23 protein-coding genes are annotated in these 23,582 nt (G+C 60.0%); 14 read left to right on the top strand and 9 right to left on the bottom strand.

The features are described 5' to 3' along the window. The 3 genes from BM152_RS13775 to BM152_RS13765 form a co-directional block, all read left to right on the top strand. On the top strand, nucleotides 1-317 hold a 317-nt coding region (locus BM152_RS13775; RefSeq protein WP_139222506.1), incomplete at its 5' end, for an integrase core domain-containing protein. A 315-nt stretch (nucleotides 318-632) separates the two neighbouring features. Next, complete coding sequence (fabB, locus tag BM152_RS13770; protein WP_066608852.1) at nucleotides 633-1,862, top strand: beta-ketoacyl-ACP synthase I; 1,230 nt, start codon at nucleotides 633-635, stop codon at nucleotides 1,860-1,862. Nucleotides 1,863-1,867: 5 nt separating this feature from the next. Further along, nucleotides 1,868-2,656: an enoyl-ACP reductase FabI gene (locus BM152_RS13765; RefSeq protein ID WP_066608851.1), complete on the top strand. Its 789-nt coding sequence runs from the start codon at nucleotides 1,868-1,870 to the stop codon at nucleotides 2,654-2,656. Between the two features lie 128 nt (nucleotides 2,657-2,784). Here the strand turns inward: BM152_RS13765 and BM152_RS13760 are convergent, their stop codons facing one another. Beyond that, nucleotides 2,785-3,405: a hypothetical protein gene (locus BM152_RS13760; protein WP_066608843.1), complete on the bottom strand. Its 621-nt coding sequence runs from the start codon at nucleotides 3,403-3,405 to the stop codon at nucleotides 2,785-2,787. A gap of 247 nt (nucleotides 3,406-3,652) precedes the next feature. Here BM152_RS13760 and BM152_RS13755 point away from each other — a divergent pair, with 247 nt between their 5' ends. The 8 genes from BM152_RS13755 to BM152_RS13720 all read left to right on the top strand — a co-directional run bounded on the left by BM152_RS13755 (nucleotide 3,653) and on the right by BM152_RS13720 (nucleotide 11,358). Then, a complete protein-coding gene (locus BM152_RS13755) occupies nucleotides 3,653-4,432 on the top strand; it encodes a zinc metalloprotease (protein WP_066608839.1) in 780 nt (259 codons plus the stop codon). 57 nt (nucleotides 4,433-4,489) lie between these two features. Continuing rightward, nucleotides 4,490-5,323: an alpha/beta fold hydrolase gene (locus tag BM152_RS13750; RefSeq protein WP_066608834.1), complete on the top strand. Its 834-nt coding sequence runs from the start codon at nucleotides 4,490-4,492 to the stop codon at nucleotides 5,321-5,323. Next, nucleotides 5,320-6,201: a 3-oxoadipate enol-lactonase gene (gene pcaD, locus BM152_RS13745; RefSeq protein ID WP_082715466.1), complete on the top strand. Its 882-nt coding sequence runs from the start codon at nucleotides 5,320-5,322 to the stop codon at nucleotides 6,199-6,201. Before BM152_RS13750 ends, pcaD begins: the two co-directional genes overlap by 4 nt. Beyond that, nucleotides 6,194-6,931, top strand: coding sequence for an alpha/beta fold hydrolase (locus tag BM152_RS13740; protein WP_074914342.1), 738 nt, complete (start codon nucleotides 6,194-6,196; stop codon nucleotides 6,929-6,931). The genes pcaD and BM152_RS13740 overlap by 8 nt, the downstream gene beginning before the upstream one ends. Nucleotides 6,932-6,988: 57 nt before the next feature. Next, nucleotides 6,989-8,197, top strand: a complete 1,209-nt coding sequence (locus BM152_RS13735) for a TCR/Tet family MFS transporter (RefSeq protein WP_066608826.1) — start codon at nucleotides 6,989-6,991, stop codon at nucleotides 8,195-8,197. Nucleotides 8,198-8,325: 128 nt separating this feature from the next. Then, a complete protein-coding gene (locus BM152_RS13730) occupies nucleotides 8,326-8,514 on the top strand; it encodes a hypothetical protein (RefSeq protein WP_066608823.1) in 189 nt (62 codons plus the stop codon). Nucleotides 8,515-8,813: 299 nt separating this feature from the next. Then, nucleotides 8,814-10,328 (top strand): succinyl-CoA:acetate CoA-transferase ScpC, encoded by a 1,515-nt coding sequence (locus BM152_RS13725; RefSeq protein ID WP_074914338.1) that lies wholly within the window; start codon nucleotides 8,814-8,816, stop codon nucleotides 10,326-10,328. Nucleotides 10,329-10,431: 103 nt separating this feature from the next. After that, nucleotides 10,432-11,358 (top strand): peptidoglycan DD-metalloendopeptidase family protein, encoded by a 927-nt coding sequence (locus BM152_RS13720; protein WP_066608821.1) that lies wholly within the window; start codon nucleotides 10,432-10,434, stop codon nucleotides 11,356-11,358. On the opposite strand, the gene ggpS is transcribed toward BM152_RS13720, so the two are convergent. The 8 genes from ggpS to rpe form a co-directional block, all read right to left on the bottom strand. Then, nucleotides 11,355-12,866, bottom strand: coding sequence for a glucosylglycerol-phosphate synthase (ggpS, locus tag BM152_RS13715; RefSeq protein ID WP_066608818.1), 1,512 nt, complete (start codon nucleotides 12,864-12,866; stop codon nucleotides 11,355-11,357). The genes BM152_RS13720 and ggpS overlap by 4 nt on opposite strands. Nucleotide 12,867: 1 nt before the next feature. After that, a complete protein-coding gene (locus tag BM152_RS13710; protein WP_066608814.1) occupies nucleotides 12,868-13,650 on the bottom strand; it encodes an HAD-IIB family hydrolase in 783 nt (260 codons plus the stop codon). Between the two features lie 3 nt (nucleotides 13,651-13,653). Continuing rightward, nucleotides 13,654-14,760 (bottom strand): NAD(P)H-dependent glycerol-3-phosphate dehydrogenase, encoded by a 1,107-nt coding sequence (locus BM152_RS13705; RefSeq protein ID WP_066608881.1) that lies wholly within the window; start codon nucleotides 14,758-14,760, stop codon nucleotides 13,654-13,656. A 434-nt stretch (nucleotides 14,761-15,194) separates the two neighbouring features. Beyond that, nucleotides 15,195-16,766: a GMC family oxidoreductase gene (locus BM152_RS13700; protein ID WP_066608811.1), complete on the bottom strand. Its 1,572-nt coding sequence runs from the start codon at nucleotides 16,764-16,766 to the stop codon at nucleotides 15,195-15,197. A 23-nt stretch (nucleotides 16,767-16,789) separates the two neighbouring features. Next, complete coding sequence (locus tag BM152_RS13695; protein ID WP_066608808.1) at nucleotides 16,790-17,311, bottom strand: gluconate 2-dehydrogenase subunit 3 family protein; 522 nt, start codon at nucleotides 17,309-17,311, stop codon at nucleotides 16,790-16,792. A 56-nt stretch (nucleotides 17,312-17,367) separates the two neighbouring features. Continuing rightward, nucleotides 17,368-17,763: a VOC family protein gene (locus BM152_RS13690; protein WP_066608805.1), complete on the bottom strand. Its 396-nt coding sequence runs from the start codon at nucleotides 17,761-17,763 to the stop codon at nucleotides 17,368-17,370. Nucleotides 17,764-17,869: 106 nt separating this feature from the next. After that, entirely contained in the window at nucleotides 17,870-18,175 is a 306-nt protein-coding gene (locus BM152_RS13685) for a ribbon-helix-helix domain-containing protein (protein WP_066608878.1), read from the bottom strand. 154 nt (nucleotides 18,176-18,329) lie between these two features. Further along, nucleotides 18,330-19,028 carry a ribulose-phosphate 3-epimerase gene (gene rpe / locus BM152_RS13680; protein WP_066608802.1) on the bottom strand — a complete coding sequence of 233 codons (699 nt, stop codon included), beginning with the start codon at nucleotides 19,026-19,028 and terminating at the stop codon, nucleotides 18,330-18,332. 183 nt (nucleotides 19,029-19,211) lie between these two features. Between rpe and BM152_RS13675 the strand changes: the two genes are divergently transcribed. The 3 genes from BM152_RS13675 to BM152_RS13665 all read left to right on the top strand — a co-directional run bounded on the left by BM152_RS13675 (nucleotide 19,212) and on the right by BM152_RS13665 (nucleotide 23,525). After that, nucleotides 19,212-20,054 carry a helix-turn-helix transcriptional regulator gene (locus BM152_RS13675; RefSeq protein ID WP_066608799.1) on the top strand — a complete coding sequence of 281 codons (843 nt, stop codon included), beginning with the start codon at nucleotides 19,212-19,214 and terminating at the stop codon, nucleotides 20,052-20,054. Between the two features lie 70 nt (nucleotides 20,055-20,124). Next, entirely contained in the window at nucleotides 20,125-21,138 is a 1,014-nt protein-coding gene (gene deoC / locus BM152_RS13670; RefSeq protein ID WP_066608797.1) for a deoxyribose-phosphate aldolase, read from the top strand. Nucleotides 21,139-21,194: 56 nt separating this feature from the next. After that, the gene (locus BM152_RS13665) at nucleotides 21,195-23,525 is read left to right on the top strand and encodes an aldehyde dehydrogenase family protein (protein ID WP_066608794.1); all 2,331 of its coding nucleotides are present in this window, start codon (nucleotides 21,195-21,197) and stop codon (nucleotides 23,523-23,525) included. The last annotated feature ends 57 nt before the right edge of the window (nucleotides 23,526-23,582 follow it).

Raw genomic sequence — 23,582 nt, 5'->3', positions numbered from 1 at the left:
CGGACGCGAACGAGGTGCCTTGGCATTACATTGACCCAGGCAAGCCACAGCAGAATGCCTTTATCGAAAGCTTCAATGGCAGTCTGCGCGACGAGTTGTTGAATGAGGAGATATTCGACACTCTGGACGAAGCGCGGCGGAAGCTGGCCCTTTGGCGATACGACTACAATGCCGTCAGGCCGCACTCATCACTTGGAAACCAAACGCCACTGCAGGCGCGCCGAGCGCTTGAGCAATTTGAGGGCTCCGCGCACGGCGCGCTTGCCCAAACCGAAATCCATGATTATCAAAATCAAACCCGCAGACTCTCATTATGAACGAGGGGCCGATGGGGGGCAGGTCAATGGCATTATGATTGAATTTAAAAATTTCCCCAATTTTGCAGGTTTAAATGGCAATCGCATCGCAAAAAATCCAGCAACTCCATCCCTAGAAAGTGAGAATGACCTATTCTGCAATTGGTTTCCCGACACTCTGAATCAATCATTCAACACCAAGGACGATCGTTTGGAGTGATCCACCTTGAAACAATTTTTCCCAAAAATTTCTTCAACTGCTTACGACCACCCTCCCCCTTGCACGCCCCTCCCCCCCTGCCTTACAACAAACCCAAGCAATAGAAGGAGCACGCAATGCGTCGCGTCGTCGTCACAGGTTTGGGGATCGTCTCCTCCATCGGCAATAATGCCGAAGAAGTTCTTGCCTCTCTAAAGGCGGGTAAATCCGGCATTACCGCCAATGAAGACATGAAGGAATACGGTTTCCGCTCGCAGGTTGCGGGGGCCGTGAACATTGATATCAAGTCCCATGTCGACAAACGCGCGCTGCGATTCATGGGACCGGGGGCTGCCTATGCCTATATTGCCATGGGTCAGGCGATTGCCGATTCCGGTCTCGAGGAGAGTGACGTGGTGAACCCGCGCACCGGTCTGATTGCCGGTTCGGGTGGTCCGTCCACCTCCGCCATGCTGACCGCGCATCAATCCGTGCTCAAGACCATGTCCACCAAGCGCGTCGGGCCGTTTGCTGTGCCGAAATGTATGGCCTCCACGATTTCCGCCAATCTGGCCACCGCTTACCAGATCAAGGGGATCAACTACTCGATCACCTCGGCCTGTTCGACCTCGCTGCATTGCATCGGGTCTGCCTCCGAGCAGATCATGATGGGCAAACAGGACGTGATGTTCGCAGGTGGCGGCGAGGAGCTGGATTGGACCCTGTCCTGTCTGTTCGACGCGATGGGTGCGATGTCGTCGAAATTCAACGACACACCGGACAAGGCGTCGCGTGCCTTTGACGCAAACCGCGACGGTTTCGTGATCTCCGGCGGCGGGGCGGTTCTGGTGCTTGAAGAACTCGAACATGCCAAGGCGCGTGGCGCCAAGATCTATGCCGAAGTAACCGGCTTTGCCGCCACCTCCGACGGGGCCGACATGGTTGCGCCCTCCGGTGAAGGCGGCGAGCGGGCGATGCGTCTGGCGCTCCAGACGCTCGAAGAAGGCCGCAAGGTCGGTTACATCAACGCCCACGGCACCTCCACACCTGTGGGTGACGTCGGCGAGGTCGAAGCCGTGCGCCGCGTCTTCGGTGAAGGCAACACGCCGGTGATTTCCTCGACCAAATCCATGACCGGTCACTCCCAAGGGGCCACCGGTGCGCAAGAGGCGGTCTATTGCCTTCTGGCGCTCGAAAACGACTTCATCATCCCGTCGATCAACGTCGAGACCCTCGATCCCGCGATCCACGAAGGCGAAATCGCAACCAAGCTGGTGGAAAATGCGGGCCTCGATACGGTGATGACCAATTCCTTCGGGTTTGGCGGCACCAACGGCTCGATGCTTTTGTCGAAATATCACGGATAAAAAACATGGCTGATCTTCTCAAAGGCAAACGCGGGCTCGTTATGGGCGTCGCCAATGAACGCTCGATTGCTTGGGGCATTGCGAAAGCCTGTGCTGCCGAGGGTGCAGAGCTGGCATTCACCTATCAGGGCGAGGCCTTCGGCAAGCGGCTGCAACCACTGGCGGAAAGCGTCGGGTCCGACACGATGGTGGATGTGGACGTGACCAACCCCGCCCAGATGGACGAGGCTTTTGCCGCGCTCAAAGCCAAGTGGGGCAAGCTCGACTTCGTCGTCCACGCTATCGCCTATTCCGACAAGGCAGAGCTGACAGGGCGCTTCCGTGATACCTCTGTGGAGAACTTCAAGAATTCTCTGCATATCTCCTGCTACAGCTTCATCGACGTGGCCAATCGCGCCTCCGAACTGATGACCGAGGGCGGCACCTTGCTGACGCTGACCTTTGAAGGGTCGAACAAGGTTGTGCCGAATTACAACGTCATGGGTGTGGCGAAAGCGGCGCTGGAATCCTCCGTGCGCTATCTGGCCAATGATCTGGGCCCCGAAGGCATCCGCGTGAACGCGATCTCTCCGGGTCCGATGAAAACACTTGCGGGGTCTGCCATTGGCGGAGCACGCCGGACCTACAAACATGCCGAGCAAAACGCCCCGCTGCAATCCAACGCCACGCTTGAGGCGGTCGGAGCCACGGCGGTCTATCTGGCGTCGGATGGTGGCAAATTCACCACGGGCGAGATCATCCGTGTAGATGGCGGCTATCACATCATGGGAATGCCGCGGATCGAAAACCTCTGATGCATTCGAAATGAGGCCGCTCACGCAGAACCAAGATCAAAGCCCTGCCCTCACCGGCGGGGCTTTCGCGTATTTAGAACCGCCCCTTTGGCGCCAACCTTCAGGCCATCGCCTCGCACGTCCAGCCGTTACGACGCGCCACCGGGTCCGCAGCCGTCACAGTCCTCACAGGCCCGCGCGCGTTTCTTCATTGTATGGAAGTGTTTGTCCCAGCTTTCAGCATCTCCGAATTCGAGAAAATGCTGATATTTTTCATGGCGATCCGGCATGGCCCGCGCATGTTTGATCGGACACCAGTAATATTCCGTGCGCCCCGCCACTTCACGCACATAGGACAGTAACCCGTTACAATAGCCGCAATAGATGCAGTTCAGTTTCTGCATGAAGTTGAGATAGGTGAGCTTGTGCCGGTCCACCGCGATGTAGGCTTTGCGCTCGACCTTCGGGATGCCATAGACCGGAAAACAGATCCGCTGATAGATCGTCACGAAGATGTCCAGCAAGGCGAAGGGGATGATCAGACTATAGATCACCGGCGCTGTGGCGATTTCCCAAGGCCGCGCCCGACGCAAGAACACCGACCAGCGCACCCGCAGCCTGCGTCCGCGTTTGCGCGCTTCTTCCTCGAAAACCACCCGTCCGTTGGAGAACCGGTATTGGAACCGTTCGCGGGCCTCCAGCGCCTCTTTTTCAAGCTGCCCCTGCAATTCCCGCAGGCTTTCACGAAGCTTTTCCACCGTGCTGTTCATTGAGAGGCCTCCAGCCATTTTTCATTAACAGTAGAGCCCACAGAGGTGCGGGCAAGACAGATCAAGTGTGGCGGGCCTTTTTTGTCCCATTTGTTGCCCGTTTTGCTGCCTACTTTGTTGCTCACTGGGAAACATTTTGTTGCTCCCTGCCAAGATGCGCCACAGGCACCCCCGCGCCACATTCATGCCATATTTAAGTCCCATCAAAGTCCAGAATGCAACTTCAAGGCTGTGAACCAACGCACCTATGACCTTACTTTTGCTCGCCATCGCTCTGGGTGTCATGGCCCTGCCCCTTGTGACAAGCCCTGCCCCTTCGCATGGCCGTATTCGCGCAAGCGGATTCAACGGGACAAGCGTGGTCATCGGCTTCGTGGTGACAATCGCGGTCGTGGCAGTCACCTCGCCGCTGTTCGGTTTCGGTTTTATTCTGGCCGTGCTCTTGCACGAGTTGGGCGCAGCGCTCGCCATTCGCCTCATCGGGCATGATGTCGCCCGCGTGCGGCTTGTGCCCCTGCCCTTCATGGCGCCGCCCCGCTCGGACCGTCCCTTCGATCATGCGCTCGAAGAAAGTTTCGTGGCCCTTTACGCCCCCGCACTCGCCATCCCGCCCGTGGTTATCGCCTTTGGACTGGCGCATGTTCTGGCCCCTGTTGCGCCCGGACTGGCCAATTTCCTGCACATCACGGCGGTCATGCTGGGCAGTTTCAACTTTGTTATGCTGCTCCCGTTTCTGCCCTTCGGCGGCGGACGTGTCATGCGCGGGATCTCAGACGCGTTCTGGCCGCAACTCGGCACGTTTCTGACCCTGTTCATGACGGCAGCCTTTGCCTCTGCCGCACTGCGTGACCAGTCTCTTGCTATGGCTATCCTTGCTGCTGCGGGGCTTCAAAGCCTTCTGCACCGCCGCCGTCCGGATCAGGACCGGCTGACGCACAATCAGGCACTACTGGTTATGGCGTGCTACGCCTTTGTGCTGACCGTGCATTTCACCGCGGGCTTCCGGCTTTTGGCCGAACTGGTCTGAGCCAGCCCCTTTTCTCTCCGGCGCGGACATGACAATCTGCGCGTGAGAGGAAACACCATGGTTCAGCATTTCACCACAACCGACGGGATCAGGCTCGCTTATGATGTCCAAGGCGAAGGGCCACCCCTGCTCTGTCTGGCTGGTCTCACGCGGAACATGGATGATTTCGAACCTGTGCTGGAATTTGCAGACAGCGCACAGATCATCCGCCTCGACAGTCGCGGGCGTGGTGCGTCGGACTATGATCCGGATTTCATGAATTACACGATCCCGCAGGAGGGCGCAGATGCTTTGGCGTTGCTCGACCATCTCGGCATCGACAAGGCGGCCATTCTGGGCACCTCACGCGGCGGGTTGATTGCAATGGCGCTGGCCCTGACCGCGAAAGAGCGGCTCTCCGGCGTGCTGCTGAATGACATCGGGCCGGAGATGGACCCCGAAGGGTTGTCGCATATCATGGATTACCTTGGCCGCCCCTCCGCCTACCGCAGCTTTGATGATGCCGCCGACAAACTGCCCAAGGCTCTGGGTCGCCAGTTCCCCAATGTCAGCCTCGCGCAATGGCGCGTCTACGCACGCCGGATCTGGGCCGAAGGCGAGCGCCGTTTGCAACTGCGCTACGACCCGAAGCTGCGCGACGCCATAGAAGCGCAGAGTGTCACGGGGGATTTACCGGACCTCTGGCCTTTGTTCGACGCGCTCGGCGGCCTGCCGCTGGCGCTTTTGCGGGGCGAAAACTCCAACCTTCTGACTCGCGCCTGCATGGAAGAGATGCAAAGACGCCGCCCCGACATGATCTCGACCGAGGTCAGGGATCGCGGTCATGTGCCCTTTCTCGACGAGCCGGAAAGCCGCGCCGTCATCGCCAAATTCATCGAGGCCCTCTCATGAGACTAGACCTGCCCAACATCACCCTCAACGTCGAGGACAGCGGCCCGAAAGACGCGCCCGCGGTGGTCTTCGCCCATGCTTTGGGGACCAACCTGCATCTCTGGGACGCGGTCCTGCCACATCTGCCGGAGGGGCTTCGGCTCATCCGGTATGACCTGCGTGGGCATGGCGGATCGGACGCTCCCGATGGCCCCTATGCCATGGGCACTCTGGTGCGCGACGCCGAACAGCTTCTCGACGCGCTCGACGTCACAGACGCGGTCTTTGTCGGCATCTCCATCGGAGGGTTGATCGCGCAGGGACTGGCGGTCAAGCGCCTTGACCAGATCCGCGCGCTGGTGCTGTCAAACACAGCGGCCAAAATCGGCGTGCGCAGCGTTTGGGACAAACGCATCTCGGAAATCCGTGAAAAAGGGCTGGAGTCCATCGTTGCCCCCACGCTGGAACGCTGGTTCGCACCGGCCTTTCGCAAAACCGAAGAGGCGCAACGCTGGGGCCGCGCCATCACCGAGACGCCGCTCAAAGGCTATCTGGGCTGCGCGGCGGCGGTTGCGGGCACGGATTTCTACACACCGACCTCCGGCCTGCGCCTGTCCTGTCTGGGCATTGCTGGCGGGTATGACGGCTCCACCCCGCCCGATCTGGTGCGCGAGACCTTGGGCGTCATCCCCGGTTCAAGGTTTGAGTTGATGCGTCGATCCGGTCACCTCCCGCCGGTTGATGCACCAGAAGACTATGCCGCGCTGTTGACTGATTTCCTGACCGAAATCGCCCATGACAAACGCGATCCCGATCCGCATGATCCGGTGCCAGACTTGACCGGTCACACGCAGTCCCATTCCCACAACCATGACCATGATGGAGGCTGCTGTGGCTGATCCTGCCTTTCTTCTGGTCCACGGCTCTGCCCACGGGGCATGGTGCTGGCGTGATCTTCTAAGCGCCCTGCATGCGCGTGGTCTCAAGGCCCGCGCGCTTGATCTCCCCTCTCACGGAGAGAGTCTAACGGATTACACCGAAGTCACGCTGGAGCGCTATCGCGACGCCATTCTGGCCGACATTGCCAAACACGGTGGCCCTGTCGTTCTGGTGGGCCATTCCGCAGGCGGCTTTGCCATCGCGGCGGCGGCAGAGAAAGCCCCCGACAAAATCGCCGCGCTCGTCTATCTCTGCGCCTATGTGCCACAAGACGGCATGAGCCTCGCCGATCTGCGCAGGACGGCGGAGGACCAACCGATCCTTAAGCTGATCGAACGCACCGATGATGGCCGCGCCTTCCGGTTCAATGCCGAAGGCATGGAAGCGCTGTTCCACGACTGTCCGGCGGAGGTAGCAGATTACGCAAAGACCCGTCTCGGCGCGCAAGCTATCAAACCGCAAGACACGCCGCTGCACATCACCGACGCCTCCCGCAACCTGCCACGGCACTATGTGATCTGCGAAAACGACCGCGTGGTCCCGCCGGAAGAGCAACGCAAGATGGTCGCGGACTGGCCCGAAGACTGCGTTCACAGCCTGCCATCCGGCCATTCTCCCTATTTCTCGATGCCCGAACGCCTTGCCGATGTGTTGCAACCACTTGTGCGCCCGAAACAGCAGGATGGATGATGGACAGACCTGTGACATGAGGTCACAAAGGCAAGGTTCTCTATTCCGGATCACGCCATGTCCCGACGCCTACCCATCCTCTTCATCACCATCACGGTTCTGATCGACGGCATCGGGATCGGGCTGATCTTTCCGGTCATGCCCTCACTCATCCGCGAACTGACCGGCAGAGCATTGGCCGATGCCGCCCTCTGGGGCGGGGTTCTGGCGACCGGGTTTGCCGTGATGCAATTCCTCTTCGGCCCGCTCGTCGGCAACCTCTCCGACCGTTTCGGGCGCAAGCCGGTCCTGCTGACCGCCCTTGGCGTGATGATGCTCGACTATCTGGTGATGGCACTGGCGCCGACCATCTGGCTTCTGCTCATCGGGCGGCTCGTCGCGGGGATCACCGCCGCAACGCCCGGAACTGCGGCGGCCTTCATGGCCGACATCTCCGCCCCCGAAGACCGCGCGCGCAATTTCGGCTATGTCCATGCCGCTTTCGGCGTGGGCTTTGCCCTCGGCCCGATGGTCGGCGGATTTCTGGCAGGGGTCGACACCCGCGCACCGTTTTTCGCCGCAGCCGCCATGGCCGGTGCCAATATGCTCTTTGGCCTCATTGTCATGCCCGAAAGCCTTGCGCCGGAGAACCGCCGCAGCTTCCAATGGCGGCGAGCCAATCCCTTCGGCGCTTTCCGTGCCATTGGCCAGCTCAAGGGCCTAACCGGCCTGCTCACCGTCTTTGGCCTCTACGAACTGGCCTATTTCGTCTATCCCGCGATCTGGGCCTTTTTCACCGAGGAACGCTTCGGCTTTGATACGGCCACCATCGGGATGACGCTATTCACCTTCGGCGTCAGCATGGGGCTGGCGCAGGCGCTTCTGGTCGGACCTCTGGTCAACCGCTTCGGCCCCTACCGCGTGGCAATGGCGGGCATCTGTCTGGACAGCGTAGTGTTTCTCACCCTCGGGCTGACCTCCTTGGTGCCTCTGGTCTGGATCATGAGCATCCTGTCGGGCATTTCCGCCATTTCCATTCCCGCGCTGCAAGGCATGATGAGCCGCGCCACGCCGGACAACCAGCAGGGTGAATTACAGGGCGTGACCAGTTCCATCGCCGCGCTGGCCACCATCTTCAGCCCGCTGCTGATGACCGAAACCTTCGCCATATTCTCACGCCCCGGCACAGCGCATTACCTGCCCGGTGCACCATTTCTTCTGTCTCTGGCGATTGTCATAATTGGCGGCGTAATCCTGTGGCGCTGGCATCAATTGCACCGAATTTGATCTGGGCCCATAAAAATTCGGGAGAATCTGTTATACTGCAAAGCCTGAAGTCTTTCGCCACGGGTGCGCGGCAGTGACCTTGGCCGCTGTTCGCACAGCCGTGACTCATGTGAAAAGGAGGAAAGCTTATGACACGTCATATCGCTGACACATCCCACCGCAATGCCGGTTCCAGCCGCTTGGTCCACTATATTGCCCAAGAACGCGCCGCTGGCCGCTCTCGGGTCTGGACCCAGATGGATCGCGCCCGCAAAGGCCCCAAAGACGCCTCGCGCGTCAAACAGTTCCTGCGGATTGACCGCGGCCTGACCGCCTGACAACCCGCCGGAAATCCGGCATCCAACTGGCCCGCCACCCTCGCGGGCCAGTTTGCAAGCAAAACCGCTTTGCAAAGTTTTCCGCGAAATTCGCAATTGCAAAAATTGATTCAAAAATCTGTGCGCAAAATGTATATCGGGGTTGCCCTTGTCGCCTAGGGTCGAATTAGGGCTGGAAGCCCCCGCCGGATCGGGCGTAGATGCTGACAACGGGCGTTTGGGAGGAAACGGTCGGACATAATTGCGACATCTCTTCCCGAATTGCGCCCACGCAAATTTTCTAGCCGGAGAGTTCCCTCGTGACCATTGCACGCCGTCCTGTTCCCGCCTTCCTGCAATCCAAAATCATGTCCGCCGAAGATGCCGCCGCCCTTGTCCATAACGGAGCGACTGTCGGCATGAGCGGCTTTACCGGTTCGGGCTATCCGAAAGCCGTGCCGCTGGCATTGGCCGCCCTGATCGAAGACCGCCACGCCAAAGGCGAAGATTTCCGCATCAAGATCTGGTCCGGCGCATCGACCGGCCCGGAGCTTGACGGGGCTTTGGCGAAGGCCAACGGCATCGACTTCCGCCTGCCTTACAACTCCGATCCCATTGCCCGCGAAAAGATCAACACGGGCGAGATGAACTATTTCGACATGCACCTGAGCCAGGTTGCGCCGATGGCGTGGCAAGGTTTTCTGGGCAAGCTCGACACTGCCGTGATCGAAATCTCCGGCATCACGCCCGAAGGTGATCTGATCCCCTCCTCCTCTGTTGGCAACAACAAGACCTGGCTGGAATGTGCGGACAAGATCATCCTTGAGCTGAACTCATGGCAAAGCGAACATCTCAACGGGATGCACGACATCTACTACGGCACGGCGCTACCGCCGAACCGTGTGGCGATCCCGCTCGACAAGGCGGACGACCGCATCGGCCAGCCGCATTTCAAAGTGGACCCGTCCAAGATTGTCGCCATTGTCGAGACCGAGACACCGGACCGTAACGCGCCTTTCGCCAAACCGGACAAGACCGCGCTCGACATTGCGGGGCACTTGCTCGAATTCCTGTCCCATGAGTTGAAAATGGGCCGGATGCCGAAAGAGCTTCTGCCGCTGCAATCCGGTGTGGGCAATGTGACCAACGCCGTGCTCGCGGGGCTGCTGGACAGCCCGTTTGAAAACATGACCGCCTTCACCGAGGTCATTCAGGACGGCATGCTCGACATGCTGGATGCGGGCAAGCTGCGCATGGCGTCGGCCACGGCCTTCTCGCTCTCACCGGAAGCGGCGGAGAAATTCAACGCCGAGGCGCATCGCTACCGTGACAAGCTGATCCTGCGCCCGCAAGAGATCTCCAACCACCCCGAACTGGTGCGCCGTCTGGGCTGTGTGGCGATGAACGGGCTGATTGAAGCGGACATCTACGGCAATGTGAACTCCACCCACGTCATGGGCTCTCGCATCATGAACGGCATCGGTGGCTCCGGCGACTTTGCCCGCAACGCCTCTGTGTCGATCTTCATGACCCCGTCGACCGCCAAAGGTGGCGCGATCTCCGCGATTGTTCCGATGGCAAGCCATGTGGACCACATCAATCAGGACGTTCAGGTCATCGTCACCGAACAGGGCCTTGCCGACCTGCGCGGGCTGGACCCGAAGAAGAAGGCCGAACAAATCATCGAAAAATGCGCCCATCCGGTGTATCGCGACATGCTGCGTGATTACTACGAACGCGCCAAGAAAAGCTCTTTCGGCGGCCACGCCCCGCACGATCTGCGCGAGGCCTTGAGTTGGCACCAGCGCTTTATCGACACCGGCTCGATGAAATAATCCCATCAAAGGCCCTCCCCGCGAGGGCCTTTTTCTTTCTGTCGATGCCGTTTATGACCGGCGTCCCATTGGCACCCGCCAGCATTTCGATCAGAGTTCCCCCATGACGCCAGACCAGATGACAGAACTTGCCCACAGCCTTGCCGCCGGACTGGACGCAGCAGACGATCTGCACCACGCCATTCTGGCGGGCGTGACGGAGGGTGCGCTCTCGGATGGCGAGGCGGATGCGCTGTTTCCCATGATCCGCGCCGAGGCGAGCACAGCCCTCGCCGCACGGCTCGATCAGTTGGACGCAGGGTTCCTGACCGCCGTGATCCGCCACGCCGCAGGCCATGCCCCCGTCCCGACAGCCGCCGCGATCCAATCGCACCTGCGCCGCACCGCTGTGGCTCCCGTCATGATGCCAGCCCCGCAAGACATGCCCGCAACCGCACTGCCCTCCGACCGTGCGGGCATGCCCGCTTTTTCGGATCGCGCCTTTGATCCGTGGTTCGCAGCACTGCGCACAGGCGATGACATGCTCTATGGCTATGGTCTTTATGGCGAAAAGCGGCGTGTGTATCAGGCCGACCAGTATCGCGATGCCTCCGGACCGGAGCCACGCGCACGCCATCTCGGCATCGACATTTTCGCCCCCGCAGGCACGCCCGTCACCGCGCCCTTATCGGGCCGCGTGCATCAGGTGGCTTACAATGCCGATCCTCTGGATTACGGCCATACGGTGATTTTGGAACATAAAACCGAGGATGGCACGCCGTTCTGGACGCTCTATGGCCATCTCGGACAGCCCCTTGTCGCAGAAGGCGCATCCGTTGACGCGGGCAAGAGCATTGCACCGCTGGGCGACTGGCATGAAAACGGCGGCTGGGCCCCGCATCTGCATTTCCAGATCATCACCAGCCTGCTGGCGCAAACCGGCGGCAATTTCTTCGGCGTCGGGCATGACAGCCTCTGGCCGGTCTGGGCCGAGATTTCTCCCAACCCGAACCTGATCTTGCGCCTGCCCGAAACCGTCTTCGCGCTTTAAGCCGAGGCCACCTCTGGCGTCAGTTCCACGGGGATGTCTCCCGTGCCGAAAGCCTGCATCTGGTCTTCGGCCCAATAGCGGATGTCTTGCAGCTTGACCATCTTGCGGTTGGAGATCATCCGCCCGCGGCGCTCCTCTTTCGGCAGATCAAGCGCGAACTGGATCGCCCCGTCCATCGACTTGTGCGAGAAGGGGTTGGTGGGCACGGCGGCGGCCACTTCCACCGCAGCCCCCGCAAATTCGGACAGAACCAGAACCCCGTCCTCATCGGTGCGCGCGGCGCAGTATTCCTTGCACACAAGGTTCATCCCATCGGCCAGAGGCGTGATCCACGCCACATCCGCCGCACGGTAATAGGCCACGAGATCCTCGAACGGCACAGGGCGGGAAATCAGTGCGATGGGTTGCCATTCAAACGAGCCGTAGCGCCCGTTGATCTTCCCCGCGAGATGTTCGAGGTCGCGCTGGATTTCCTCATAGGCGGTCATGCCCGAATTGGCCGCCACAGAGACATGCATCAACCGCACCTTGCCGCGCAGGTCCGGACGGGTTTCCAGCAGGCGTTCATAGCTCTCAAGCTGTTCGATCCCGCCTTTCGTGTAATCCGTGCGCCCGACAGAAAGGATCAACTGGGCGCCGCCGATCTCCTCCTTGATTTCCCTGACCTTCGCGGCAGTTCTGTCGCTTTCGGCCACGATTTCGATATACTCCACATCCACGCCAACGGGGCTGGCCTGAAGCCGGACCACGCGATCCTCGAACCCGATCTCGGTGACCACGGACTGCTCCGACAAAGCCGAAGTTTCCGAGGCCAGTTCAGGTTTGACCTTCTCGCGTTTGAGCGTCTCGACCTCCAGCAGCGAGCGAGCCGCAGAGACGAAATTGTTCACATAGCGCGGGATGTGGAACCCCACGACATCGCAGGCCAGAAGGCTTTCCAGAATCTCCTTGCGCCAAGGCAGCACGTTGAAAATATCCGCGCTCGGAAATGGCGTGTGGTGGAAAAAGCTGATCTTCACATCAGGCCGCAAGGTGCGCAGATAGCCCGGCACCAGCCACAGGTTATAGTCGTGTATCCAGACCACAGCCCCCTCGGCGGCTTCTGCGGCGGCGGCCTCGGCAAAGGCCCAGTTCACCTCGCGGAAGGTCGGCCAGTCGACAGGGTCGTAATTGTAGCGTTCCTTGAACCCGTGCAGGATCGGCCAGAACGCCTCTTTCGACGAGACATGGTAGAAACTCGTCACCTGTTCCGGCGTCAAAGGCAGGCGCGAGACGGTATATTTGCCGTAGTGGTCATCAATCTCGATGACCTGCTCGAAGTCGGGGTTGGCCGGATCATCGGCATGTTTCCATGCGATCCACGCGCCTTTGTCGACACGGCCAAAGAAGCTCTTGAGCGTGGGCACGATCCCGTTCGGGCTTTTGTTTTCGCGATATTCGATTTTACCATCCACCTCGACCTCTTCGTAAGGCTGGCGGTGGTAGACGATCACAAGATTGGACGACATATCAGACTCCTTTCGGGGCGTCATGAAGGTCAAGCGCATGGATGGCTTCAAGGATGCCGGAGGCACCGGCACTGCGGGCGTGGTAGACGCTCTCGTGGCCATGCAAACGCTGTGTAAGGGCGGTTTCCGAGTTGCCGACAGCGACCGCATTGAGGCCGGAGACCAGCATCGACAGATCGTTCATCGTGTCACCCGCGCACAACACGCGGGCCTCGGGAATGCCCAGATGGGAAATGAGCCGCTTGATCGACGGGCCTTTGGAAATCCCTTTGGGCAGCACGTCGAAATAGCGGTTGTCGGAAATGAGCCAGTCCAGCCCAAGCTCTTCGACCAGACGTTCGGCGGCGGCGTCATAGGTCTCGGGCGTCAAATCGTAGCTCACGCGGTAGCGAAAGGCGGTGGGCTGGAGCGTCAGTCCGGAAACACCTTCGAGCGTGGCGCGGACGAGATCGCCGCGATCACTCCAGCAGGCGGCAATATCCGCCTCAAGCTCGGGGATCGGCTCCACATGGCCATCGTCGCGGACATGGGCAATCGTGGTGCCCACATCGCCGACGACATATTCGGGCCAAGGCAGCCCCTCTTCGCGGCACATCTCCATGATGAATTCCGGATCGCGTCCGGTCACAAAGATAAGCCCGACAGTGTCGCGATTGGCTTCGATCCAGTCGTAAAGCACCCTGCGCGCCTCTTGCGAGCCGCCAAGAAACGTCCCGTCCAGATCGGTCGCAAGGGTAAAGCGGCGCGCGGCAATGGCGGGACGCGGTGTAACATGAACAGTCATAGGTCAGTCAGCTCCGAATTGCAGAGGCATGTCAGGGATGGGATGGGTGAGTGCCAGATCGAGCGCATTGGGTTCCGCCTCAATCGGGCGGGCCCAGAGCGCGGAAAAGGCCTCTTGCAGATCGGCCCCCTTGTGCAGCACCGCATTCACGGTTTCACAAATCGGCATGGGCACATGGATGCGATGCGCCAGATCGGTAACAGAGACCGCATTGACCTCGCCCTCGACGACCACAGGACGGCCCTCGAAACAGGAGGGGCGCGGGATGCCTTGGCCAAGTTGATAGCCCAGAAACATATTGCGCGAGGTGATCGAGCTACAGGTCAGCGTCAAATCACCCGCCCCCGAAAGACCCGTCACGGTTTCACGCGAACCGCCCAAGGCTTGCGCAAGCTGCTTCATCTCGTCGGTGCCGCGCGTGATCAGCGCCGCGCGGGTGTTCTCGGCAAAGCCCGCGCCCGACATCATGCCGCATGCGATAGCGATGACATTCTTGACCGCGCCGCCCACTTCGACGCCCACCAGATCGTCCGAGACATAGGGCCGGAACCCGCCGCCCGAAAGCGACATGGCCAGCCGCGCCGCCGGACTTTTCGCCGGATTTAGACGGTCAGCATAGGAAAAAGGAAAGGCCACGGTCGCTGCGGTCGGATGATCCAGCGCGGTTTCACGCGCAAATGTCGGACCGGAGACGGCCCCGACCGGATGGCCGGGAAGCTCTTCGCCAACAACTTCGGACAAAAGATACCCCGTGCGTCGCTCGACGCCTTTGCAGGCCAGCGCAATCGGGATGCCTTTCGGGATATGCGGGGCAATCGCCTGACACATCGGGCGCAGCGTCGATGACGGGGTCACCATCAAAACGGCCTCTGCGCCGTCAAGCGCCTCCGACAGATCAGCCGTGGCTGTCAGACCGTTTGGAAGATCAACCTCTGACAGATAGTCCGCATTCTGTCGGGTTTCATTGACCCGTTGCGCCAGATCAGGACGACGCGCCCAGAGGCGCACCTCCCGACCATTGCGCGCAAGAACGGAAGCGAGTGCAGTCCCCCAGCTTCCGGCGCCAAGAACGGCGACGCGGGCATAGGGCTGCGACGGGGTGTGGGATATAGAATCCTTGATGGGGAGCTCCTTTTGGGTGCTCTTTCTCAGATATGTTCTCTTCAGGTTCCGCGCGCCCCACCCGCCTCGTATGTCGAGGCCGCGCGACAAGGGGCTAAAGACATTCAACTCGTGTCAGCGCCATGCGGGTCGGTCATGCATATGGGGCTCAACGCGGAGCCAGACCGAACAGGTCCGTCGCGTGGACCCTGACGAAAAGGTAACAGATCAGGCCCAAGTTTCAACCCGACTCCGCTGCAATGCGGCGAAAGCCACTGATATGAAGGCAAAGTTTTGTCGCACCTGCCTAAATACTACGCACATATCTAACAGTTCAAACCGGCCCACGACGATTCAATAGGCAACCGCTTCGGTCTCAAAACATAAAACGCGCACCGTTTTACCGGCGCGCGCTTCAGGTTTCGCAAGATCAGATCAAAGGATCAGAGATTGCCCTTTGACATTTCAGACGACAGGAAATCCGCCTGACGGATCGCCAGAGCCACAATGGTCAGCGTCGGATTTTCCGCAGCCCCCGAGGTAAATTGCGACCCGTCCGAGATGAACAGGTTGGCAATATCGTGGGTCTGCCCATGCTTGTTGACCACGCCATCACGCGGGTTCTCGGACATCCGGTTGGTGCCAAGGTTATGCGTGGACGGATAAGGCGGCGTCGGCAAAACCCGCGTTGCGCCAACCGCATCATAGATCGCCATCCCCTGTTTATAGGCATGATCGCGCATGGCGATGTCATTGGGGTGATCATCGTAATGCACATTGGCCACCGGCAAGCCGAACTGATCGGTCACGTCGTGGTTCAACGTGACACGGTTGGTCTCCTGCGGCATGTCCTCGCCCACGATCCACATGCCAGCCATGTTCTCGTAGCTGTCCAGCGCCGTGGTAAACTCACGCCCCCAGCCGCCCGGATCAAGGAAGGCCGCCATGAATGGAAGGCCAAGGCTCAGGGTCTCCAGCTCATAACCGCCGACAAAACCGCGTTCGGGGTCATGGCGTGCCTCGTCCTGAACGATCCCCGCCATCGTCGTGCCACGCCACATCCGCACAGGCTTGTCGAACACACCATAGACCGAGCCGGTCAAATGGCGCATATAGTTGCGCCCGACCTGACCCGAGGAGTTCGCAAGCCCGTCAGGGAACATGCTTGAGGCCGAATTCAGCAGCAGACGCGGGCTTTCAATCGAGTTGCCTGCCACGCAGACCACGCGGGCCTTCTGAAGCTGCAAAACGCCATCCGCATCGTAATATTCGACGCCGGTGACCTTGCCTTCGTCATCGTGCAGGATACGTGCCACATGGGCATGATCGCGCACTTCAAGGTTGCCGGTCGCTTCGCCTTCCGGAATGTCGGTATAAGCCGAGGACCACTTCGCGCCCCATTTACAGCCCTGGAAACAAAAGCCGGTCTGTTGGCACATGATCCGGTCGCCATCCTCATGCGACATGATCGCCATGCGTCCTGTGTGAACCTCTTCATAGCCAAGCGCCTTGGCTCCGGCTTCCAGAACCTTGTAGTTGTTGTTGCCCGGCAGGCCCGGCCAGCCGTTGGTGCGCGTCACGCCCAGTTTCTTTTCGGCCTTGTCATACCAAGGCGCCATCTCCGCCCCGTCAATCGGCCAGTCCAGAAGGTTCGCCCCCTGAACCTCGCCATAATTCGTCGCGGGTTTCCACTCATGTTCCTGAAACCGCAGCGAAGCGCCCGCCCAGTGAGTTGTCGTGCCCCCGACGGCTTTGACGATCCATGCGGGCAAGCCGCTAAAATCATCCGCCACGCGCCAGTCACCAGATGTGGTGCGCGCGTCGGTCCATGCCAACTGGCCGAAACTCTCCCATTCATCATTGATGTAATCTTCCGGCATATAGCGCCCGCCAGCTTCCAGTGCGACGACGCTGATGCCCTTCTGGGCCAGTTCATTCGCCAGCACACCACCACCGGCGCCCGTTCCGATAATGACGACCACGCTGTCGTCGTTCATGTCAAAAGGTGCAGCCATAGTCTCTCTCCTCCCCTATGGCCTTACAGCCAGTTGATATCGTTGAAACCGCGGTCGATGTAGCCGCCTTTGGAAAAGCTCTCGCCTTCGTAGCCAAAGATCGGCCAAACCGTTTTCTGGTTGTAAAGACCGGTCACAAGACCCCCGCGGATACGCTGGAAGAAAACGCTCTCTTCCATACCGCGCAGGATTTCGACCCGATCCTTTTCCCAGCCCATATCGAGATAGGAGGCAAAGCCTTTGCCCTGTGCCGCCGCATTCAATGCATTGATGCCAGCGGTGATCGCCTCTGCATTTTCAGCACTGTCATAGCCTTTCACGGCGATGACATAGTTCTCGTCAGGGATCCGGTCGTGGGGATAGATATCGCGTGCCATCTGGACGAGCGTCGCAAAGACCTTTGGGTCCAGATGTGTGGTTTCCGCCGCCCATGCGGCGTCTGATGCGGCAATGAATCCTGAGCCGATCAGGAATGACGCCCCCGTGGCGCTGGCGCGCGACAGAAGCTCGCGGCGGGTTAATCCCCGCATTGCTGGCTTGGTCATTGGTCTCCTCCCTATACCAAGTGAAACAGCGCCCGCTCGCGCGGGCACCGTCTATGTCATTTAAAACGTCCGGAACGCTCCAGAACTTCGATCTGGTATCCGTCCGGATCGGCAACAAAGAAAAAGCGGCCGACGAGTTCGCCATCGGGAGCGAATTCAACCAGCTTGCGCGGCGCAAAGCCTTCAGCCTCAAGACGCGCGTGTTCTTCTGCGAGATTCTCGACCGACACGGCCAGATGACCGTAGCCGTTGCCGAGATCATAGGGCTCGCTCTGCCCTTTATTGACGGTCAGTTCCAATTCGAACTCGCTTTCCGAATTGCTCAGATACACAAGCGTGAAATCGGAAAAATCGAGTCGTGCCGCGACCTCAAGGCCGAAGGCACGACGATAGAAATCGACCGAACGCGCCTCATCGAGAACGCGGATCATGCTGTGGATGGTTTTGGCCAATTGGGCCTCCTGAAGCGGTTCTATTTTCTTACCAATTCAGGATGATCCCTTCAGCCTCCCCATAGGTAGTAGGGGCATACTACACTGCAAATTTTCACGATGACGCTTATTCCGCCGCCAGCCCCACACTCTGGTCCCTGTGATCCGTCCCCTCCGACTGCGCCACAAAGATGAGGCATGCCGTCCGCAGCAGGGACGTGAAGTTCACCGGTTCGCCGCGCGTTTCCAGCACTTCGGAATGCAGTTTCGAGATGAAAGCCGGTGTCGAGACGTTGTCCGCCTCGGCGATCTGGTCAAGAATATCCCAAAACGCGTTCTCCAGCCGGATGCTTGTACTCTGCCCGTTCAGGCGCAGACGACGGGTGCGCGACGCATATCGCGCCGGGTCCTGCCCGGCAAATACCTGACACATGATGTTTTCCTCCCTTTCGGTGAGAAACATCTTAGCCCAACATATCCCCAATCGCCCATAGACTTTCTGCGCACAGCCAACAATCTGCATCCAGCCCACACCAAAAGGCTGCGCCTCAGCGCCGGATAAAACCCCAAGCGGTTTGCGGAATCTGTTAGCGCGCGGCTTCGGCGGCGGCGCGAATGGTGCGGATGTTGTCGCCATAGGGGGCCGGATTTGTCACCGAACCGCCTTTGAACACGGCGGAACCGGCCACCAGCGCATCGGCACCGGCTGCTGCGACCAAAGGTGCGGTTGTCGGGTCCACACCGCCGTCGATCTCGATATGGATCGGACGATCACCGATCATCTCGCGCAGCTGTTTGACCTTCTCGATCTGAGAGTGAATGAACTTCTGCCCGCCAAAGCCGGGGTTCACGGTCATCACACAGATCAAATCCACCATGTCGAGCAGATAGTCCACGCTCTCGGCAGGCGTGCCGGGATTGAGCGCAACACCGGCCTTGGCCCCGTTGGCGCGGATCGCCTGAACCGTGCGGTGAATATGCGGGCCAGCTTCGACATGGGCGGTGATGATGTCGGCACCGGCCTCAGCGAAAGCCTCGATATAGGGATCGACCGGAGAGATCATCAGATGCACATCCATCACCGTCTTGATATGCGGGCGGATCGCCTTGCACATCGCGGGGCCAAAGGTCAGGTTCGGCACGAAATGCCCGTCCATGACATCGACGTGAATCCAGTCGGCCCCTTGCGACTCGACCGCTTCGATTTCCTGACCGAAATTCGCAAAATCGGCGGCAAGGATGGACGGGGCGATCTTGATATCGCGATCAAAGCTCTGGCTGGACATGGACGATTCCTCAAACTGGCAGTCTTTGCGCTGCATCTATCCGGTTTGCCAGACCCTGTCACCCGTGACTTGCCGCTTCAAATGCGCGCAAATGTGGCATTTCCGGATATTTCCGGCGATTTCTTTCAAGACGCCCGCAGAAAATGTCACGATTCCGGCGTGGATATATGTTAAATCCCAGCCATGAGTATCACCGAGTTGCGGCAATCCGATATTTTGGCCAAGGGAGAACAGTTCCATTTCTCCCGCACGGTTCTGACACGGAAGCGTCCGAAAACGCTGCACGATCAGGATTATTACGAACTGTTCTGGCTGCACAACGGGCGTGCGCGGCTCATAACCGAGGCTGGACACATGACCCTGTCCGAGGGCGATCTGGTCTTTCTGTCCCCCGAATTTCCGCACGCGCTTCAAGGCATCGGAGACGAGAGCCATATCATAAACATCATCCTGCGGCGCAAGCGCATCAAGGATCTTGTCGAACGCTTTCCCGAAGCGGCGCACTATTTTTCCGGCCCTAAAACACTTCCTGTGCGCGTGCATCGCGACATTCGCCATCTGTCCCGTCTGTCCACAAGTGCCAAAGCCCTTGAAGCCGCGCCGAGGACTGCGCTCTATCTGGAGGCATTCCTGCTGCCGCTGGTCGCGGAACTGGCGCTTGAAGCCCGTGAGGAAACCGGAGCCCTGCCGGACTGGCTTAGCGCTGCGCTTTTGCGTGCCGAAGACCCCGAAGTGTTTCGCGAAGGCGCTGCGGGGTTGGTGGCGCTGTGCGGCAAGGCCCATGCCCATGTCGCGCGCACCATGCAGGCGCGTCTCGGCCAGACCCCTTCGGACTATATCAATGCGCTGCGGATGGACTATGCCGCACGTCAACTCAAGGGCACGCCGGACACACTCGCCGAGATCGCAGACGAGATCGGCATCCACAATATGAGCCATTTCCACCGCCTGTTTCGCGCGCGCTTTGGCATGACGCCGCGGCATTATCGTGTGAAACATCAAAAAGGCGTGGTTCAACCTGTTTGACCATCTGGTCAATGATTGCCAAATCCTTCCGTCCGTGCCAGCTTGCAGGGAAGTGAAAACGGAGCTTTCGATGAGCACGACCGATATATCTGCCGCTGCCACAGATGCACGCAGCACAACACCCCATCTGCCGCAAGTCCACGAGCCGCGCAATCCGGGGATGGCGCTTGATCTCGACATCATTCAGGGCCAGCGGGTGAACACCTCGGCAGTCGAACGCCGCTGTGCCACCCTGCCCGGACGGCGGTCGGTGAAAAAGGACCATCAAGCGGCATGGCTGTTGAAGGCCATCACCATGATCGACCTGACCACACTGGCAGGAGATGACACCGCGGGTCGCGTGCGCAGACTTTGCGCCAAAGCCGCCCATCCGGTGCGTGCCGATCTGCTGGAGGCCTTGGGCATGGGGCCGATCACCACCGGCGCGGTCTGTGTCTATCACGATATGGTGGAGACCGCCGAGGAGGCCCTCGACGGCACAGGGATTCCCGTGGCCGCCGTTTCGACAGGCTTTCCGGCAGGGCTTTCACCCTATCACCTGCGCGTCAAAGAGATCGAAGAAAGCGTCAGGGCAGGCGCGAAAGAAATCGACATCGTGATCTCGCGGCGGCATGTCCTCACCGGCAACTGGCAGGCGCTCTATGACGAGATGCGCGAATTCCGCGCCACCTGTGGCGAGGCCCATGTGAAGGCCATTCTGGCCACGGGCGAACTCGGATCGCTGCGCAATGTCGCCAAAGCCAGTCAGGTCTGCATGATGGCGGGCGCGGATTTCATCAAGACCTCCACCGGCAAGGAAAGCGTGAACGCCACCCTGCCCGTCTCTCTGGTCATGATCCGCGCAATCCGCGACTACTACGCCCGCACCGGCTACCGAGTGGGCTACAAACCCGCAGGCGGGATCTCCAAGGCCAAGGATGCTCTGGTCTATCTGTCCCTCATCAAGGAAGAACTGGGCAACCACTGGCTCTCGCCCCATCTGTTCCGCTTTGGCGCGTCGTCGCTCCTGGGCGACATTGAACGGCAGTTGGAGCATCACGTCACCGGACAGTATTCGGCCTCATGGCGCCATGCGATCGGGTGACATATGAGTATTTTTGCCATCAGAAAACCCGCAACAGCCGATACGGGAGCAGCGCAATGAGCGTGAAAGAGATTTTCGAGACCATGGATTACGGAGATGCCCTCGAAAGCGCGGCAGAGGCGCTGCGTTGGCTGATGGATAATGGCGACCGGTTCGGCCATTTCATTGGCGGGAAGATGACAGAGCCGGGCGAGGTGTTCGAGGCGAGGAATCCGGCCACGGGCGAGGTTCTGGCGCATCTGACGCAGGCGAATGAGGCGGATGTGGAGGCGGCTGTGGCCGCGGCGCGCAAGGCGCAGGGCAAATGGGCCAAGGACAGCAAGGCCCGCGCCCGTGTGCTCTATGCGCTGGCGCGTCTGGTGCAGAAACACGCGCGTCTCTTTGCCGTTCTGGAGACGCTCGACAATGGCAAGCCGATCCGCGAGAGCCGCGACATCGACGTAGCGCTTGTGGCGCGGCATTTCTATTACCACGCGGGCATGGCGCAGCTTATGGATGCGGAATTGCCCGACCGCGAGGCGCTTGGCGTCTGCGGACAGATCATCCCGTGGAACTTCCCGCTTTTGATGCTGGCATGGAAGGTGGCCCCCGCCATTGCTATGGGCAACACCGTGGTGCTGAAACCTGCGGAATATACCTCTCTTACTGCGCTTTTGTTTGCGCAGATTTGTCAGGAGGCCGGCGTGCCGAAAGGTGTCGTCAACATCGTGACGGGCGACGGGGCTGTGGGCGAGATGATCGTGACCCATCCCGACGTGGACAAGATCGCCTTTACCGGCTCCACCGCTGTGGGGCGGCGCATTCGCGAGGCGACCGCAGGATCGGGCAAGTCGCTCACCTTGGAACTGGGCGGAAAGTCGCCTTACATCGTGTTCGAGGATGCCGATATCGACAGCGCCATTGAGGGGCTGGTGGATGCGATTTTCTTTAACCAAGGTCAGGTCTGTTGCGCCGGATCGCGGCTTTTGGTGCAGGAAGGCATTGCGGAGGATTTCCACAAACGCCTCGTTGCGCGCATGTCCAAGCTGCGCATCGGCAACCCTCTGGACAAATGCATTGATGTGGGCGCGATTGTCGACCCCGTGCAACTGGATCGCATCCAAAACCTTGTGGCCAAGGGAGGCCCTGAGGGCACGGTGCACCAGCCGGTGAAAGCGCCGGAGGGCTGCTATTACCCGCCCACGCTGATCTCCGATCTGGCGCCGTCCTCCCTTTTGATGCAGGAAGAAATCTTCGGCCCCGTGCTGGCCTCCACGACCTTCCGCACCCCTGCGGAGGCGGTGCAGGTGGCGAATAACACGCGCTACGGGCTGGCGGCTTCGGTCTGGACCGAGAATGTCAATCTGGCGCTCGACATCGCGCCGAAGCTGGTGGCCGGTGTTGTCTGGGTCAACGGCTCGAACATATTCGACGCGGCGGCGGGTTTTGGCGGGGTGCGCGAAAGCGGCTACGGGCGCGAAGGTGGCTGGGAAGGTCTCATGGCTTACACAAAGCCCAAGGGCAAAGCCACAGCTGTGAAACCCGCGAAGGCGCATGTGAAGCCCGACGATATCGAAGTCTTGGGGCTGGATCGCACGGCGAAACTCTACATCGGCGGCAAGCAGGCACGGCCGGACAGCGGCTATTCGCAGGCGGTCTATTCCCCCAAGGGCAAGCTGCTGGGCCACAGTTCGATTGCCTCGCGCAAAGACATCCGTAACGCTGTCGAAGCCGCGCAGAAGGCAGGCGGCTGGACAAAGGCCACCGCGCACAACCGCGCGCAAGTGTTGTATTTCGTGGGCGAGAACCTCTCTGCCCGCGCCGATGAATTTGCCACGCGCATTCGGGATATGACAGGCACCACAGAGGCCAAGGCGCAAGCCGAAGTGACAGGGGCGATTGATACGCTCTTCACCTACGCGGCATGGTGCGACAAGCTCGACGGAGCGGCGAAACCCGTGCCGATGCGCGGCGTTGCTCTGGCCATGAACGAAGCCGTGGGCGTGATCGGGGCGTTTTGTGACGACCGACCTCTGGGTGGGCTGATCGACGTGATCGCGCCCACCATCGCTATGGGCAACCGCGTGGTCGCGGTGGCTTCCGAAGCCTACCCGCTGACCGCGACCGATTTCTATCAGGTGCTCGACACATCGGATGTGCCCGCAGGCGTGGTCAATATCCTGACCGGCCCGCACGGAGACTTGGCCAAGACTATGGCCGGACATCTTGATGTGGATGCGGTGTGGAGCTTTTCCTCCGCCGAAATCTCCGGCGGGATCGAACGCGAAAGCGCCGGAAACCTGAAGCGCACATGGGTGAACAACGGGCAAACCCGTGAATACCCTGCGCGGGACTGGCTGGCACAGGCGACCGAGGTCAAGACGATCTGGGTGCCTTACGGAGAATAAAGGAAAGGCCGCAGAGCAACACTCTGCGGCCTTTCTGTCTCATACCTGTCCGGCCTA

This window comes from Celeribacter halophilus (genome assembly GCF_900114135.1).
GTDB classification, from domain to species: domain Bacteria; phylum Pseudomonadota; class Alphaproteobacteria; order Rhodobacterales; family Rhodobacteraceae; genus Celeribacter; species Celeribacter halophilus.
Note: the sequence above shows the minus strand (reverse complement) of the source record. Positions and strands in the feature narration are given on the sequence as shown.